Annotated in this window: 13 protein-coding genes; all 13 read right to left on the bottom strand. The window is 44.4% G+C overall.

What is annotated here, in order from left to right; translation table 11 throughout:
* Nucleotides 1-5 precede the first annotated feature (5 nt).
* On the bottom strand, nt 6-1,424 hold the full coding sequence (gene leuC / locus K8U60_RS17540; RefSeq protein WP_223643179.1) for a 3-isopropylmalate dehydratase large subunit: 1,419 nt from the start codon (nt 1,422-1,424) through the stop codon (nt 6-8).
* A gap of 18 nt (nt 1,425-1,442) precedes the next feature.
* Nucleotides 1,443-2,543, bottom strand: coding sequence for a 3-isopropylmalate dehydrogenase (leuB, locus tag K8U60_RS17535; RefSeq protein ID WP_223643177.1), 1,101 nt, complete (start codon nt 2,541-2,543; stop codon nt 1,443-1,445).
* Between the two features lie 31 nt (nt 2,544-2,574).
* Nucleotides 2,575-4,116, bottom strand: coding sequence for a 2-isopropylmalate synthase (locus K8U60_RS17530; RefSeq protein WP_223643175.1), 1,542 nt, complete (start codon nt 4,114-4,116; stop codon nt 2,575-2,577).
* Entirely contained in the window at nt 4,103-5,137 is a 1,035-nt protein-coding gene (ilvC, locus tag K8U60_RS17525; RefSeq protein ID WP_223643173.1) for a ketol-acid reductoisomerase, read from the bottom strand. Before ilvC ends, K8U60_RS17530 begins: the two co-directional genes overlap by 14 nt.
* Before the next feature lie 28 nt (nt 5,138-5,165).
* Nucleotides 5,166-5,678 (bottom strand): acetolactate synthase small subunit, encoded by a 513-nt coding sequence (gene ilvN, locus K8U60_RS17520; RefSeq protein ID WP_223643171.1) that lies wholly within the window; start codon nt 5,676-5,678, stop codon nt 5,166-5,168.
* Entirely contained in the window at nt 5,675-7,402 is a 1,728-nt protein-coding gene (ilvB, locus tag K8U60_RS17515; protein WP_223643169.1) for a biosynthetic-type acetolactate synthase large subunit, read from the bottom strand. Before ilvB ends, ilvN begins: the two co-directional genes overlap by 4 nt.
* A gap of 343 nt (nt 7,403-7,745) precedes the next feature.
* Nucleotides 7,746-8,645 (bottom strand): branched-chain-amino-acid transaminase, encoded by a 900-nt coding sequence (ilvE, locus tag K8U60_RS17510; protein WP_223643166.1) that lies wholly within the window; start codon nt 8,643-8,645, stop codon nt 7,746-7,748.
* Between the two features lie 326 nt (nt 8,646-8,971).
* Nucleotides 8,972-10,159 carry an elongation factor Tu gene (gene tuf, locus K8U60_RS17505; protein ID WP_146559433.1) on the bottom strand — a complete coding sequence of 396 codons (1,188 nt, stop codon included), beginning with the start codon at nt 10,157-10,159 and terminating at the stop codon, nt 8,972-8,974.
* A gap of 114 nt (nt 10,160-10,273) precedes the next feature.
* Entirely contained in the window at nt 10,274-12,352 is a 2,079-nt protein-coding gene (gene fusA, locus K8U60_RS17500; RefSeq protein ID WP_223643164.1) for an elongation factor G, read from the bottom strand.
* 51 nt (nt 12,353-12,403) lie between these two features.
* Nucleotides 12,404-12,874 (bottom strand): 30S ribosomal protein S7, encoded by a 471-nt coding sequence (gene rpsG, locus K8U60_RS17495; RefSeq protein WP_223643162.1) that lies wholly within the window; start codon nt 12,872-12,874, stop codon nt 12,404-12,406.
* A gap of 44 nt (nt 12,875-12,918) precedes the next feature.
* Nucleotides 12,919-13,338 (bottom strand): 30S ribosomal protein S12, encoded by a 420-nt coding sequence (gene rpsL, locus K8U60_RS17490; RefSeq protein ID WP_049694534.1) that lies wholly within the window; start codon nt 13,336-13,338, stop codon nt 12,919-12,921.
* Between the two features lie 97 nt (nt 13,339-13,435).
* On the bottom strand, nt 13,436-13,684 hold the full coding sequence (locus K8U60_RS17485) for a ribosomal L7Ae/L30e/S12e/Gadd45 family protein (RefSeq protein WP_223643160.1): 249 nt from the start codon (nt 13,682-13,684) through the stop codon (nt 13,436-13,438).
* A 135-nt stretch (nt 13,685-13,819) separates the two neighbouring features.
* Entirely contained in the window at nt 13,820-17,425 is a 3,606-nt protein-coding gene (rpoC, locus tag K8U60_RS17480) for a DNA-directed RNA polymerase subunit beta' (protein WP_223643158.1), read from the bottom strand.
* Nucleotides 17,426-17,483 lie beyond the last annotated feature (58 nt).

Raw genomic sequence — 17,483 nt, 5'->3', positions numbered from 1 at the left:
GACTGTCATGCTGATGGTACGGACTCTTTCATGTAATTGCGGACATCTGTCAGATGGCCTTCAATCGCAGCGGCTGCTGCCATTACAGGGCTTACCAGATGCGTCATCGATCCCGCTCCTTGGCGTCCTTCAAAATTCCGGTTGGATGTGGACGCACAACGTTCGCCTGCAGGCACCGAGTCTTCATTCATCGCCAGGCACATGCTGCATCCTGTCTCACGCCATTCAAAGCCGGCTTCAAGAAATACCTGATCCAAGCCTTCTTGTTCAGCTGCACGTTTGACCGTTTCAGATCCAGGAACAACAATTGCAGTCACGGATGGATGCACTTTTCTGCCTTTGACAATTTCACTGGCTGCACGCAAATCGCCAAGACGGGCATTCGTACAAGAGCCGATAAAGACATGCTGGATATCAATCGAAGAAAGTGGTGTCCCCTCTTCCAGGTGCATATAAGCCAAAGCTTGCTTCAACGCATCTTTATCCGACTGTTTATCATAGTCCGCTTCAGATGGAACGCTTTCCGCAATGCCTGATCCCATTGAAGGATTGGTGCCCCATGTAACGAATGGAGAAATCTCATCCGCATGAATCGTCACATACGCATCATACTGTGCGCCTTCATCTGTTGCAAGAGCCAGCCAACGCGCGGCTTCTTTTTCAAACGCATCACCTTCAGGCACGTTTCTGCGCCCTCTCAAGTATTCCACTGTCTTTTCATCAGGACTGATCAACCCAGCCCGTGCGCCTGCTTCAATCGACATATTGCAGATCGTCATGCGTTCTTCCATCGACAACCCACGGATGGCTTCACCTGTATACTCCATGATGTAGCCAGTTCCCATGTCGATGCCAAATTTCGAAATAATAGCCAGGATAACATCTTTAGAAGAAACACCAAAGCCCAATTTTCCGTCAATCCGAACTTCCATGGTTTTCGGCTTTGATTGCCATAGCGTTTGAGTGGACAAGACGTGCTCCACTTCGCTGGTGCCGATACCAAATGCCAAAGCACCGAAGGCACCGTGCGTTGAGGTATGGCTATCCCCACAGACGATGGTCTTGCCGGGTTGGGTCAAACCTAGTTCTGGTCCGATCACGTGGACGATCCCTTGGTCTGGATGGTTGATGCCCGCAAGCGGAACACCGAACTCGTCGCAATTATCCTGCAAAGTTTTGATCTGTTTTCGCGAAATGGGATCTGTGATCGTCTCCCGGTTCCGTGTTGGAACGTTATGGTCCATCGTAGCGAAGCAAAGATCCGGACGGCGGACTTTCCGTCCATTCAGCCGAAGCCCCTCAAACGCTTGCGGAGATGTCACCTCATGCAATAAATGAAGATCGATATATAGCAGGTCCGGCTTTCCTTGCTCTTCGAAGACGATATGTTGTTCCCAAATTTTTTCTATGATTGTTTTTGCCATGCGAACCGCTCCTTTCACTTACACATAAGAATACATGATGTGTTCTGATACAAATTCTCTTTCCAACTCTTCCACAACTTTCGTTACAAATCGATCGGTTGAAACTACACGTTTTCCGTGCCCAGCCAGGTCTCCCGTGCAATAGCCATCTTCCAGAACGCTCATTACTGCTTTTTCAATCGCAGCAGCTTCCGTATGAAGGCCGAATGAATGCTTCAGCATCATCGCAGCTGACAAGATAGCAGCAGATGGATTCGCTTTGTTTTGTCCAGCGATATCCGGCGCTGATCCATGTACCGGTTCGTAAAGGCCGAAGCCGTCTGAACGGATGCTCGCAGATGGCAGCATGCCAAGTGAACCTGTGATGACCGAAGCTTCATCGCTCAAGATATCACCGAACATATTCTCTGTTACCATGACATCGAAAGCACGTGGATCCGTAATCAGTTTCATCGCTGCCGAATCGACCAACATATGCTCCACTTCGATATCTGGATACGCTTTACGGCGTTCTTCCACGACTTCGCGCCATAGTTTGCTGGTTTCCAGTACATTGGCTTTATCGACCGAAGTCACTTTGCCTCTGCGTGTACGGGCGATTTCAAACGCCTGATTAACGATGCGCTCGATTTCCTGTCTCGTATAAACCAATGTATCCACTGCCGATTTCTCTGAGCGGCGTTTCGGTTCTCCGAAATACAAGCCGCTCGTCAATTCGCGGACGATGACCATATCCACTTCTTTTGCTACTTCTTCCTTTAAAGGAGACGAAGCCAGCAAGGACGGTATGGCTTTGACCGGACGGATATTGGCGAACAAATCAAAATGCTTCCGGATGTTCAAAAGCCCTTTTTCAGGACGCAGATGAGCAGGGTTACTGTCCCATTTCGTTCCTCCGACAGCACCGAGGAGAATCGCGTCGCTCGCTTCACAAACCTCAATGGTTTGCTGAGGCAGTGGGTTTTCAAATTGATCAACCGCTGTGCCACCGATTGCCGCGTGCTTTAAATGAAAAGTATGTCCATAACGCATTGCAATGGATTGCAGCACCTTTACCGCTGCATCTGTTACTTCTGGTCCGATTCCGTCTCCTGGCAATACCGCTATTGTTTTTTTCATTTTAAATTCCTCCTCTTTCAATCTGTTCTTTTTACACTGCAGACATCCTGACTTTTTTCCCGACTTGGACGATTTGACGATTGACTGCATTCAAATATGCTTTTGCTGTTGCTTCGAGAACATCCTGTGCAACATCGCGGCCTGTGACTGTCTCGCCGTTATAACTCATATTGATAACCGCTTCCCCTAAGGCATCGCGCCCTTTACCGATGGACGTCACACGGTAATCAAGAATATGGACTTTTCCTTCGACAATTCGTTCTAGCGTGTTGAAGATTGCTTCAACAGAACCGGCTCCAGTAGCTGCTTCGTTGATCAATTCCCCATTTGGGTGATAAGCAGAAGCAGTGGCTGTCGGAATGTTTGCTGTACCATATTGCACCTGTACACTCTCCAGTTTATAAACCGGTGTTTCAGTGTCATGGATTTGTTGATCGGTCAGCAATACGTAAAGATCATCTTCCAGAATTTCTTTCTTGCTGTCGGCTAATTTCTTAAATTCAACAAATGCTTTATTTAACTTCTCATCAGATAAATCAAAGCCCATCTTGATGGCCCGATCTTTAAAGGCGTGGCGTCCCGAATGTTTACCAAGTACCAATTCAGTTGCCGCATCGCCGATCAATTCCGGTGTAATGATTTCATAAGTCAACGGGTTCTTCAGCATGCCATCCTGGTGGATACCGGATTCATGGGCAAACGCATTTTTACCGACGACCGCTTTATTCGGCTGAATCAGGCTTCCTGTCAACTGGCTGACCAGTTGGCTGGTGCGTTTGATTTCATGAAGATTGATGCCCGTTTCGATATTGAAGATTTGCTTGCGGATATGCAAAGCAACCGCAATTTCTTCAAGTGCGACATTTCCGGCACGTTCACCGATGCCATTGATGGTTCCCTCAATTTGAGTAGCGCCATTTTCAATGGCGGCCAATGTATTGGCTGTGGCCATTCCCAAATCATTATGGCAATGTGCTGAGAGCTTCACATTTTCGATGCCCACCACATTTTCTGTCATGTATTTGAACATGGCACCGTACTCATGAGGAGTTGCATAACCAACCGTGTCTGGAAGGTTGATGGTTGTGGCGCCGGCTTCAATGACTTTGCGGATAATATGAGCCAGGAATTCCGGATCTGAACGGGAAGCATCTTCCGCTGACCATTGGACCAACGGGAAGAACTTACGCGCGTATTTTACCGATGCTACTGCCAATTCCACAACCTGCTCCGGTGTTTTGAATAATTTTGTTTCCATATGGATGGGTGATGTCGCTAAAAAGATATGAATATGCGGTTGTTCCGCTCCTTTTAACGCTTCCCATGTCCGATCAATATCACTTTCAATCGAACGGGCCAAACCCGTTACAATTGAATTCTTCACCGTGCCTGCGATTCGCTGCACAGCGTCAAAGTCTCCTGGAGATGAAGCAGGAAACCCTGATTCGATAATCGTCACTCCCAGACGTTCAAGCTGGCGGGCGATTTCGATTTTCTCTGCTGTGTTCAAGTTGATCCCGGCCGACTGTTCCCCGTCTCGTAATGTCGTATCGAAAATATCAATTTGTGACATTGGCAACCACCTCTTTTTGTTTAGCTTTTTTGCCTTCATTAACGAATGGCATCATCGCACGCAATTCACGTCCAACTTGTTCAATTTGATGGGATTCTTCCGCTTTTTCGATTGCAGTGAATTCCGGACGGTTCAATTGGTTTTCAAGCAACCAGCCTTTTGCGAATTTCCCTGTTTGGATATCCGTAAGTACATCTTTCATGCGGGCTTTTGTATCTGCGTCAACAATACGTGGTCCTGAAACAAAATCTCCCCATTGAGCTGTATCGGAAATTGAGTAGCGCATTCCTGACAAGCCGCCTTCATACATAAGGTCAACAATCAATTTCAATTCATGCATACATTCGAAGTATGCAACTTCCGGTTGGTATCCAGCTTCAACAAGCGTTTCGAACCCAGCTTTTACAAGTGAAGTCACACCGCCGCAAAGGACTGCTTGTTCTCCGAATAGATCTGTTTCCGTTTCTTCTTTGAATGTCGTTTCCAAAACGCCTGCACGTGTAGCTCCGATTCCTTTTGCGTAAGCCAGTGCAACTTCTTGAGCTTTCCCTGAAACGTCCTGATGGATTGCGATCAATCCAGGAACTCCAGCACCCGCTTCGTACGTACGGCGAACAAGATGTCCCGGGCCTTTTGGTGCTACTAGGAATACATCCACATCTGCAGGTGCAACGATCTGGTTAAAGTGAACATTAAAACCGTGTGCAAAAACAAGTGATTTACCTGCCGTTAATGCTGGTTTGATTTCTGCGTTGTAGATTTGCGTCTGTTTTTCATCCGGTACTAAGATCATGATGACGTCTGCCGCTTCTGCCGCTTCTTTTACGGTAACGACTTTCATGCCGTCATTTTTAGCCTGATCGAATGATTTACCTGGACGAACTCCAACTACTACATCAAAACCGGATTCTTTTAAGTTTTGAGCATGTGCATGACCTTGAGAACCATAGCCGATCACCGCGATTGTCTTTCCTTTAAGTACCTGTTCGTTTACATCTTGGTTATAATACATTTTCGCCATTTTAATTTCCTCCTCGGGTTTGGGTTTTTTATAGGATGTTCAATTGCGGTGTTTGTGCTTTTTGTGTTTCTCTGACAAAAGCGGATACCCCAGTTCGGGTCAGCTCTTTCACACCATACGGTCTCATCAGATCAATAAATGCTTCAATTTTTTCTGGGTCGCCTGTTACTTGGAATGTTGTTACATTTTTACTCATATCGACCACTGTCGCCCGGAACGGCTCAACGATGCTGAGAACCTCATTTCGGACTGCTGGAGGAACGACCACTTTGACCAGTGCCAGCTCCCTCATCACCATCGCCTTATCGGTAATGTCATTCACTTTGAGTACATCAATTTGTTTTTGCAGCTGCTTTAATAACTGCTCCAATTTGCCTTTATCTTCTACATTCACCACAAAAGTCATTTTTGATATACCAGGTTGCTCTGTATGGCCTACCGAAATGCTTTCGATGTTGAACTGCCGTTTCATCAGCAACCCAGTAACGCGGTTCAACACCCCGCTTTGGTTGATCACTGTCGTTGTAATGACTCGTCTCATTCGCCTTTCACTCCGATCATTTCATCCAAGCCTTTGCCCGGCGCAACCATCGGATAAACACATTCCAACTGCACCACGCGGCAATCGATCAAGGCTGGCTCGTTTGAATTAAATGCTTCTGCGAAAACCGCTTCTGCTTCTTCCATCGTTTCCACTTTATAGCCTTTGATATCGTAAGCTGCAGCCAGCTTCACAAAATCAGGTTGTACAGGAATCAACGATTGGGAATAACGCCCTTCGTAGAATGTTTCCTGCCATTGTCTGACCATACCGAGGCTTTGGTTGTTCAAGATAACAACCTTCACCGGAAGCCGCAGCTCTTGAAGCAACGATAATTCCTGTAAAGTCATTTGGAATCCTGCATCTCCTACAATAGAGATAACTTGCTCATCCGGTTTTGCCAATTGTGCCCCGATGGCTGCCGGGAAACCAAAGCCCATTGTACCAAGGCCACCCGATGTCACCCAATTATGCGGGTTGTTGAAGCGGTAGTATTGAGCCGCCCACATTTGGTGCTGCCCTACATCCGTTGTTACGACTGCATTGCCTCCGGTCAAGCGATGTATCAACTCAACCGCTTGTTGAGGGAGAATACCTTCCCGGCCTTTCAAATGATACTGAAGTGGGTATTCCACTTTGTCACCGGATAGCTTCGCTAGCCATTCAGCGGTATCCGGGCTTTCAAACGTTTGATTGAGCAATTGAGACAACGCTTCTTTAGCATCCGCTACAATCGGGATCGCTGTTGGAACATTTTTGCCGATTTCTGCAGGGTCGATATCGATATGGATGACTTGTGCGTTTGGAGCAAAGCTTGCAAGATTCCCCGTCAACCGATCATCAAACCGTGCGCCCACGTTCAATAACACATCACAATCACAAATCGCTGTATTCGCTGTATAAGTTCCGTGCATGCCGGCCATTCCTAGGAATAGTTCGTGTTCGCCAGCGATACTGCCCAAACCGAGTAATGTGTTCGTGATTGGAATTTGGTGCCTTTCAGAAAAAGTTTTCAGCTCTTCTGTCGCTTTTGCAGCCAGTATACCAGCCCCAGCTAAGATCAATGGCTTTTTCGCCTGTGATAATAATTGTGCAGCTTTTTGGATTTGCAGGTAATTCGGGTTTGTTGTCGGTTGATAACCGGGTAGATACACGGCCTCTTCTTCTTTATTGGACATGAACAATTCGGTTGCAATATTTTTAGGGATATCGACCAGAACCGGACCAGGACGACCTGTGGAAGCAATATAGAATGCTTCTTTAATGATTCTAGGAAGATCCGCCACTTTTTTCACTTGATAATTATGCTTTGTAATCGGTTGTGTGATGCCGATGATGTCCGCTTCCTGGAAAGCATCGGTTCCAATTACGGAAGTTGCAACTTGGCCCGTGAAGATGACCAGTGGCAAGGAATCTAGCATGGCATCCGCTATGCCGGTCACTAAGTTTGTAGCTCCAGGACCTGATGTAGCAAGAACAACTCCGGCTTTCCCGGATACTCTTGCATAGCCTTCAGCGGCATGGATTGCACCTTGTTCGTGTCTAGCCAATACATGGCGTATTGGATTTTTGTGCAAGGCATCGTAAATTGGCAGCACCGCGCCTCCTGGATATCCAAAAATGATGTCTACACCTTGACCTTTTAAAGATTGAATCAGTACGTCTGCACCATTACCTGTCAGCTTCTGTTTAACTTCTTCTCTAACCTGTACGTTTACTCCCAATCCTTCCGCCTCCTTTTCTAAGTCTCCGGTGGAATAAAACAAAAAAACTTTTCCATCCCTACACAAAGAAACATGTTCTTCGCATAGGGATGAAAAAGTTTCATGGTACCACCCTATTTCACTGCGCAACCGCAGCCTCATGGATAAGTCTTGCTTATCCGCTGATAACGATGATTTCTAACTTGCAAACCACCGGGACTACCTAAACAGCCGAAGCTTTTCAGCAATCCACTCAGAGGGGATGTCGCAAATGGTTGTATTACCGGCTTCCACCTGTACCGGCTCTCTGTGAATACAGTTTCCATCTACTTTAACCTCGTCATTGAGTTTAACTTCTATTTTTTTATACTGCGTTTAAATGATCGCTATACACCTTTACGCCATCGTTCTGAACTAACTCTCTGAATGATTCTAGTAAGTCATTCGTAACCGGACCTGGCTTTCCTTCGCCGATCACTCGGCCGTCCACTTTAACTACCGCAATTACTTCAGCAGCAGTTCCGGTAAGGAAAACTTCATCTGCTACATACACATCATGTCTTGTAAAAACGCCTTCTTGGATGTCGTAGCCTTTTTCAACAGCTACATCCATAATTGCATTGCGTGTAATTCCTTCCAGTGCTCCTACATAGCCTGGAGGTGTCAATAACTTATTTTTACGGACAATAAAAATGTTGTCCGCTGACCCTTCAGCTACATAACCTTGGTCATTCAGCATAAGCGCTTCAGAAACACCCGCCAAGTGGGCTTCAAGTTTAACTAAAATATTATTCATGTAATTCAATGATTTAACTTTAGGGCTTAACACATCCGAACGGCTTCTGCGTGTAGCAACCGAGACAATTTCAATCCCTGTTTCATACATCGATTTCGGAAACAGCGATAAAGGTTCAGCGATTACAATCACACTCGGATGAGAACAGCTATAAGGATCTAATCCAAGATTTCCGACACCTCGTGAAACAATAAGACGAATATAGGCATCTTTAAATTTATTTTCCCTTAATGTTTGAACGACTATTTTAGTCATTTCTTCAAAAGTATGTGGAATCTCGAGCATCACGGATTTTGCTGAATCGTAAAGCCGCTCTAAATGTTCTTCCAGCCGAAAGACATTACCGTTGTAAGAACGGATTCCTTCAAATACACCATCACCGTATAAAAAACCGTGATCATAAACTGAAATTTTAGCGTCTTCCTTTTTAACGAATTCACCATTTAAATAAATTAATTGTTCGCTCATGATGTCCACTTCTTTCTCGAAAGTTTTATAATATGCAATATATCGAATTCAGTTTGCGTCTTGTAAATTGTTGCTATCATATCGCCTATTTGAAGGCGTGTCAATCAACTTCCTGCTATATTTTTATTAATTTTGAATATTCGTAAACTATGTATCCGTTTTCATTGTTGCTATCACTGGGTTAAGTAGATTTTTTAAAAAGTTTGAATATTTTATGAACAACCCTTTGATTTAGCTGAAATTTCTTTTAATACTTCATTTTAAAGCAAAAAAAGACCTTGTCTCAGTTTAATGAGACAAGGTCTTTAATCAACACTTAGCAGTTATTACTTAGTGATTGTAGCAACAACGCCAGCGCCTACAGTACGTCCACCCTCACGGATAGAGAACTTAGTTCCTTCTTCAAGTGCGATAGGAGAGATTAGAGAAACGATCATTTCGATGTTATCTCCAGGCATAACCATTTCTACACCTTCAGGAAGGTTACAAACGCCAGTTACATCAGTTGTACGGAAGTAGAACTGTGGACGGTAGTTTGTGAAGAATGGAGTGTGACGTCCACCCTCTTCTTTTGAAAGAACGTAAACTTCAGCTTTGAACTCAGTGTGTGGAGTAATTGTGCCTGGTTTAGCCAATACTTGTCCACGTTGTACGTCATCACGAGAAACCCCGCGAAGAAGTGCACCAATGTTGTCGCCAGCTTCAGCATAGTCAAGCAATTTACGGAACATTTCTACACCTGTTACAGTAGTAGATTTTGGCTCTTCAGTAAGACCAATGATATCAACGTTATCACCGATTTTGATCTGTCCGCGTTCAACGCGTCCAGTAGCAACAGTACCACGGCCAGTGATTGAGAATACATCCTCAACAGGCATCATGAATGGCTTGTCAGTATCACGTGGTGGAGTAGGGATATACTCATCAACCGCGTTCATCAATTCAACGATTTTATCTTCCCATTCTGCTTCTCCTTCAAGAGCTTTAAGAGCAGAACCTTTGATGACAGGAATATCGTCGCCAGGGAAGTCATATTCAGAAAGAAGATCACGAACTTCCATTTCAACTAGTTCAAGAAGTTCTTCGTCATCTACCATATCGCATTTGTTCATGAATACTACTAGGTAAGGAACACCAACTTGACGTGAAAGAAGAATGTGCTCACGAGTTTGTGGCATTGGGCCGTCAGCAGCAGATACTACTAAGATCCCGCCGTCCATTTGAGCAGCACCAGTGATCATGTTTTTAACATAATCGGCGTGTCCAGGGCAGTCTACGTGTGCATAGTGGCGTGTTTCAGTTTCATACTCAACGTGTGAAGTATTGATTGTGATACCGCGCTCTTTTTCTTCAGGAGCGTTGTCGATTTGAGCGTAAGAACGAGCTTCCCCGCCTGATTTTTTAGCTAGAACTGTAGCGATTGCTGCAGTCAAAGTTGTTTTACCGTGGTCGACGTGACCAATTGTACCAATATTCGCGTGCGTTTTAGAACGATCAAATTTAGCTTTTCCCATTAGAAAAATCCTCCTCAAAATGTAAGTGAATGTTCGCTTGAAGTGCTGGAATAATAGGGCCCTATTATTCCGAGCATACAAACTATTTATACTTGATTAAAGATCAAAATTCAATTATTGACCTTTATTTTTTTTGATGATTTCTTCAGAAATTGATTTCGGTACTTCTTCATAGTGATCGAAGTGCATTGAGAATACACCACGGCCTTGCGTGTTTGAACGCAATGAAGTTGCATAACCGAACATTTCTGCAAGAGGTACCATAGAACGAACTACTTGTGCGTTTCCGCGAGCGTCCATACCTTCTACACGGCCTCGGCGTGACGTAATGTCACCCATGATATCTCCGAGGTATTCCTCAGGGATAACAACCTCAACACGCATAATTGGCTCAAGAAGAACCGGTCTAACTTTAGAAATTGCATTTTTAAGTGCCATAGAAGCAGCAACTTTAAATGCCATCTCATTCGAGTCAACATCATGGTAAGAGCCATCGAACAAGCGTGCTTTGATATCGATCAAAGGATATCCGGCAATAACACCGTTGTCTAGAGAGTCGCGCAGACCCGCTTCAACTGCTGGGATGTATTCACGTGGAACAACACCACCAACGATACCATTTTCAAATTCAAAACCTGCTCCTTCTTCGTTTGGAGAGAACTCAATCCAAACGTGTCCGAATTGTCCGCGTCCACCAGATTGGCGTACGAATTTACCTTCAACTTTAGCAGACTCACGGAATGTCTCACGGTAAGATACCTGAGGTGCACCCACGTTAGCTTCTACGTTGAATTCACGGCGCATACGGTCAACTAGGATATCAAGGTGAAGCTCACCCATACCTGCGATGATCGTTTGGCCAGTTTCCTGGTCAGTATGCGCACGGAAAGTTGGATCTTCTTCTTGCAGTTTTGCAAGGGCTTGACCCATTTTATCTTGATCCGCTTTTGACTTAGGTTCCACAGAAAGTGAGATAACAGGCTCTGGGAATACCATACGTTCAAGAATTACTTGTTGTTTCTCGTCACTTAAAGTATCACCAGTTGATGTATCTTTAAGGCCGATAGCAGCAGCAATATCTCCGCAATATACTTCAGCGATTTCTTCACGGGAGTTTGCGTGCATTTGAAGGATACGTCCTACGCGCTCACGCTTGCCTTTAGAAGAGTTCTGAACATACGAACCAGATTTAAGAGATCCAGAGTACACACGGAAGAAAGTCAATTTCCCAACATATGGATCTGTCATTACTTTAAACGCCAACGCAGAGAATGGCTCGTCTTCGCTAGGTTTACGCAATACTTCTTCATCTGAATCCGGAAGAACACCAGTCATTGGTGGTACATCAAGTGGAGATGGCAGGTAATCAATTACTGCATCAAGCATTAATTGAACCCCTTTATTTTTAAATGCAGTTCCGCAAACCACTGGGTAAAACTCAACATCTAGTGTTCCTTTACGGATACCAGCTTTAAGTTCTTCTACAGTGATTTCTTCCCCACCCAGGTATTTTTCCATTAAGTCTTCATCAAGCTCAGCAACAGCTTCCACTAGTTTAGTGTGCCACTCTTCAGCAAGCTCTTTGTACTCTTCAGGAATTTCACCTTCTGTGATTTCAGTTCCCAAATCGTTTGCATAGAAACGAGCGTTCATTTCAACAAGGTCAATAATTGCTGAAAACTCGTCTTCTGCGCCGATTGGCAATTGGATCGGGTGAGCATTTGCTTGTAGGCGATCATGTAAAGTACCTACAGAGTAAAGGAAATCAGCACCGATTTTATCCATTTTGTTGATGAATACGATACGTGGAACTCCGTATGTTGTAGCTTGGCGCCAAACTGTTTCAGTCTGAGGCTCAACACCTGATTGAGCATCAAGAACTGTAACAGCACCATCAAGTACGCGCAATGAACGTTCAACTTCTACAGTGAAGTCTACGTGTCCTGGAGTATCGATGATGTTAACACGGTGGTTTTTCCATGAAGCAGTTGTAGCAGCAGACGTGATCGTGATTCCGCGTTCCTGCTCTTGCTCCATCCAGTCCATTTGAGAAGCACCTTCATGCGTTTCCCCAATTTTGTGGATTCTACCAGTGTAATATAAAATACGCTCCGTAGTAGTCGTTTTACCAGCATCAATGTGTGCCATGATCCCGATATTACGTGTTTTGTCTAAGGAGAACTCTCTAGCCATGTTGTTTTTCTCCTTCCGTTTCGGATTAAGATGTAAACATCTCGAAAGAAATTACCAGCGATAGTGAGCAAACGCTTTGTTTGCTTCCGCCATTTTATGAATATCTTCACGTTTCTTAACAGCCGAACCAGTGTTGTTAGCTGCATCTAAAATTTCATTAGCCAAACGCTCTTCCATTGTTTTCTCTCCACGAAGACGTGAATAGTTTACAAGGTAGCGAAGACCTAAAGTTGTACGGCGTTCAGGACGAACTTCAACCGGTACTTGGTAGTTAGCTCCACCAACACGGCGAGCGCGTACTTCAAGAACTGGCATAACGTTAGTCAATGCTTGTTCGTATACTTCAATCGGATCTTTACCGCTGCGTTCTTTAACTAACTCAAACGCTCCGTATAGGATCTTTTGTGAAGTACCTCTTTTTCCGTCAACCATCATTTTATTAATTAAGCGTGTCACCAATTTTGAATTATAAATTGGATCTGGCAACACGTCACGTTTAGCTACAGGACCTTTACGAGGCATGTATGTTCCTCCTTTCAACGAAATCTCTTCGTTTATTTAACTTATTATTTTTTTACTTTAGGACGTTTAGTTCCGTATTTAGAACGGCTTTGCATACGGCCGTTAACTCCAGCTGTATCAAGTGCTCCACGTACGATATGGTAACGCACACCCGGTAAATCTTTTACGCGTCCGCCGCGAAGAAGAACTACACTGTGCTCTTGAAGGTTGTGACCTTCTCCAGGGATGTAAGCATTAACCTCAATTTGGTTCGTCAAACGTACACGCGCATATTTACGCAATGCGGAGTTTGGTTTTTTAGGTGTCATCGTCCCAACACGAGTACATACTCCACGTTTCTGTGGTGATGTCACGTTAGTCTGAGACTTTTTAAAGCTGTTATACCCTTTGTTTAACGCTGGTGAATCTGATTTCGTGCTCTTTGGTTTACGAGGCTTGTTAACTAATTGGTTAATTGTAGGCATCGATTTTTCCTCCTCTCAAAAGGTGTTCTAATACCACATATCCAGGTGGTTCATTTTTGGGTAAAAAACAAAGTCTTTGTGTTTTACACAAAAACTGTTATCCAGTAATAGCCACAGCAGCTGCACCGACATTAATGCCATATGCTTTGCCAAGCTTCAATCGTGAATCTGCAAATTCGATCCGAATACCTTTTTCTAAGGCTAGTTGGATAATCTGTTCGGTCATTCGATCGTCCGCGTCTTTTGCCACTATTATCTCTTGGACAATACCGCTTTTTAATGCTTTTACTGTCTGCTTTGTACCGATGATTATTTGACTTGCCTGTTTTACTTTTTCATTAGACATTTGCATATCCTCCAAAGTGTCAGACCGTTAACCATCAACCCTCAACATATTATCATTCTATGACAGTGCTGTCAACTGAATTCTTAAAAAATCCCGGGGAGGTTTCAAAAGCTCCCCGGAACCCATCTATCTATTTTATGACTCTGTTCCAACGATTTCCTGCTTCGCAGCTTTTTCGCTTTGTGCAATTTTAATTTGACGGTAACGTTGCATTCCTGTTCCGGCTGGAACAAGTTTACCGATGATCACATTCTCTTTCAATCCCAGAAGCTCATCACGTTTCCCTTTGATTGCTGCATCTGTTAAGACGCGGGTCGTTTCCTGGAAAGACGCGGCTGATAGGAATGATTCTGTTTCTAGAGAAGCTTTCGTGATACCCAAGATTACAGGACGGCTTGTCGCCGGCAAGTTGCCTTCGAGCACAGCTTTGACATTGGCCTCAGTGAATTGGTGAATATCCAAAAGTGAACCTGGCAGCAATTCAGTATCGCCGGCTTCAATGACACGTACTTTACGGAACATTTGACGGACCATAACTTCTACGTGCTTATCACCGATTTCTACCCCTTGCATACGGTATACTTTCTGAACTTCTTTCAATAGATACACTTGAACAGCCTGAACGTCTTTTACTTGAAGCAATTGTTTCGGATCGATTGAACCATCCGTCAATACTTCACCTCGAACGATGACGTCATCAACTTGAACCTTGATGCGCGCATTATAAGGAGCCAGGTATTTACGTGTTTCAACATCACCTTGAATCGTTACTTCTTTCTGGCCTTCGCGGATTTCATCGATTTCAGTAACTGTACCTGTAATTTCTGAAATTACTGCCTGGCCTTTCGGGTTACGCGATTCGAATATTTCCTGGATACGCGGAAGACCTTGTGTAATATCGTCTCCTGCAACCCCGCCTGTATGGAATGTACGCATCGTAAGCTGAGTTCCTGGTTCACCGATTGATTGAGCTGCAATAATACCTACTGCTTCGCCCACTTCAACTTCGTCTCCAGTTGCCAGGTTAGTGCCGTAACATTTCTTACAAACGCCGTGTTTTGTATTACATGTGAACGCAGAGCGAATCGTTACTTCTTTGATTCCCGCTTCAACAATGAGGCGAGTCAAATCCTGTGTAATCAATTCATCTTTTGCTACAATTATTTCTTTTGTTTCCGGATGGCGGATTGTTTTCTTAGCATGACGGCCAACGATACGCTCATCAAGCTCTTCAATCACTTCTGTGCCTTCCATCAACGCTCCTACCAGCAAGCCTCGGTCAGTGCCACAGTCATTTTCGCGGACGATTGCATCTTGTGCAACATCTACCAAACGACGGGTCAAGTAACCAGAATCGGCTGTTTTAAGTGCTGTATCGGCAAGACCTTTACGCGCACCGTGGGTAGAGATGAAATATTCAAGTACTGTCAATCCTTCACGGAAGGAAGATTTAATCGGAAGTTCGATAATGCGCCCAGCCGGGTTGGCCATCAATCCACGCATACCCGCCAGCTGCGTAAAGTTAGATGCGTTACCACGAGCTCCGGAATCACTCATCATAAAGATTGGATTCAAGTTATCAAGAGACGCCATCAGTTTGCTCTGGATGATGTCTTTTGCATTACTCCAATACGAAATGACACGTGCATATCGCTCTTCTTCTGTAATCAATCCGCGCCGGAATTGTTTCATTACTTTATCTACATTTTCTTGGGCATCGACCAGAATTTCTCCCTTATCCGGAAGAACTACGATATCCGCCACACCAACAGTGATGCCGGCTTGTGTCGAATATTTAAATCCAAGGCTCTTCATGCGGTCAAGCATTTTAGAAGTTTCCGTAATATGGAAACGTTTGAATACTTCTGCGATGATTTCACCAAGAATTTTCTTCTTGAACGGTGTCACAAGTTCCGCTTCTTCAATATGCTTACGAATATCCGTCGTTGTCGCGACGAAATATTTCGATGGTGTTTCCACCTGCAGATTGTAATCAGTCGGTTCGTTGATATATGGGAATGACTTCGGCAGAATTTCATTAAAAATAATTTTACCGACAGTTGTCAATAAAAGCATTTTGTTCTGTTCTTCTGTGAATGTCGGGTTGTTGACGGCTCTAGCTTGGATTGCAATACGTGTATGCAAGTGCACATGGCCTGTTTGATAAGCGATCATCACTTCTTCAGGTCCTGAGAAAGTTGCGCCTTCTCCTGTAGCACCTTTACGCTCAAGTGTTAAGTAATAGTTTCCTAGAACCATATCCTGAGATGGTGTTACAACAGGTTTTCCGTCTTTTGGATTCAAAATGTTTTGAGCTGCAAGCATCAATAATCTAGCTTCTGCCTGAGCCTCAGATGATAGAGGTACGTGAACAGCCATTTGGTCACCATCGAAATCGGCATTGTATGCAGTACATACAAGCGGATGCAGACGAATTGCTTTACCTTCAACTAGTGTCGGTTCAAATGCCTGGATACCCAATCTGTGAAGAGTCGGTGCTCGGTTCAGTAGAACCGGATGCTCCTTGATGACATCTTCCAATACATCCCAAACTTCAGAATGAAGACGTTCGATTTTGCGTTTTGCACTCTTGATGTTATGGGCCAATCCACGTTCAACCAATTCTTTCATAACGAAAGGTTTAAACAATTCAATTGCCATACCTTTCGGCAAACCACATTGATACATTTTCAGGTTAGGTCCAACTACGATAACCGAACGGCCCGAATAATCCACTCGTTTACCAAGAAGGTTCTGACGGAAACGCCCTTGCTTCCCTTTCAGCATATGAGAAAGAGATTTCAATGGACGGTTACCAGGTCCTGTGACCGGACGACCGCGACGGCCGTTATCGATCAATGCATCAACAGCTTCCTGAAGCATGCGTTTCTCGTTTTGAACAATGATACTTGGTGCTCCAAGGTCTAAAAGACGCTTCAAGCGGTTATTCCGGTTGATTACGCGGCGATAGAGATCATTTAAATCAGAAGTCGCAAAGCGGCCCCCGTCTAATTGAACCATCGGGCGAAGTTCGGGTGGAATAACAGGTAGAACATCAAGAATCATCCAATCAGGATTATTCCCTGAGTTACGGAATGACTCAACCACTTCAAGGCGTTTGATCGCACGGGTGCGGCGTTGGCCTTGAGCTGTTTTCAATTCTTCTTTTAAAGAATCCGTTTCGCGTTCAAGGTCGATTTCCTGCAATAGACGCTTGATTGCTTCTGCTCCCATAGCAGCTTGGAATTTTTTCCCAAACTTATCACGGTAAGCGCGGTATTCTTTTTCAGAAAGAAGTTGTTTCTTCTCAAGCGGTGTATCCGCAGGATCGATGACTACATAAGAAGCAAAATAAATAACTTCTTCAAGTGAACGCGGAGACATATCTAAGATAAGTCCCATGCGGCTCGGAATCCCTTTAAAATACCAGATATGAGATACAGGAGCTGCTAGTTCAATGTGGCCCATGCGCTCACGACGAACTTTTGAACGTGTGACTTCAACGCCACAGCGATCGCAGACGACGCCTTTATAACGAACACGCTTGTATTTACCACAATGGCATTCCCAGTCTTTTGTAGGACCGAAAATACGTTCACAGAACAAACCATCTTTTTCAGGTTTCAGTGTACGGTAATTGATTGTTTCTGGCTTTTTGACTTCTCCATAAGACCATGAGCGAATTTTATCGGGTGACGCTAATCCGATTTTCATATACTCAAAATTATTAACATCTATCAAGGAGCCTACCTCCCTTTTGTCTCGAGTTTCTGTACGGCTCTTCCTCGGTAATGGCTAA

The organism is Planococcus circulans (assembly GCF_020023385.1).
GTDB lineage: Bacteria > Bacillota > Bacilli > Bacillales_A > Planococcaceae > Planococcus.
The sequence above is the reverse complement of the archived record's forward strand: the minus strand, read 5'-3'. Positions and strand labels throughout refer to the sequence as shown.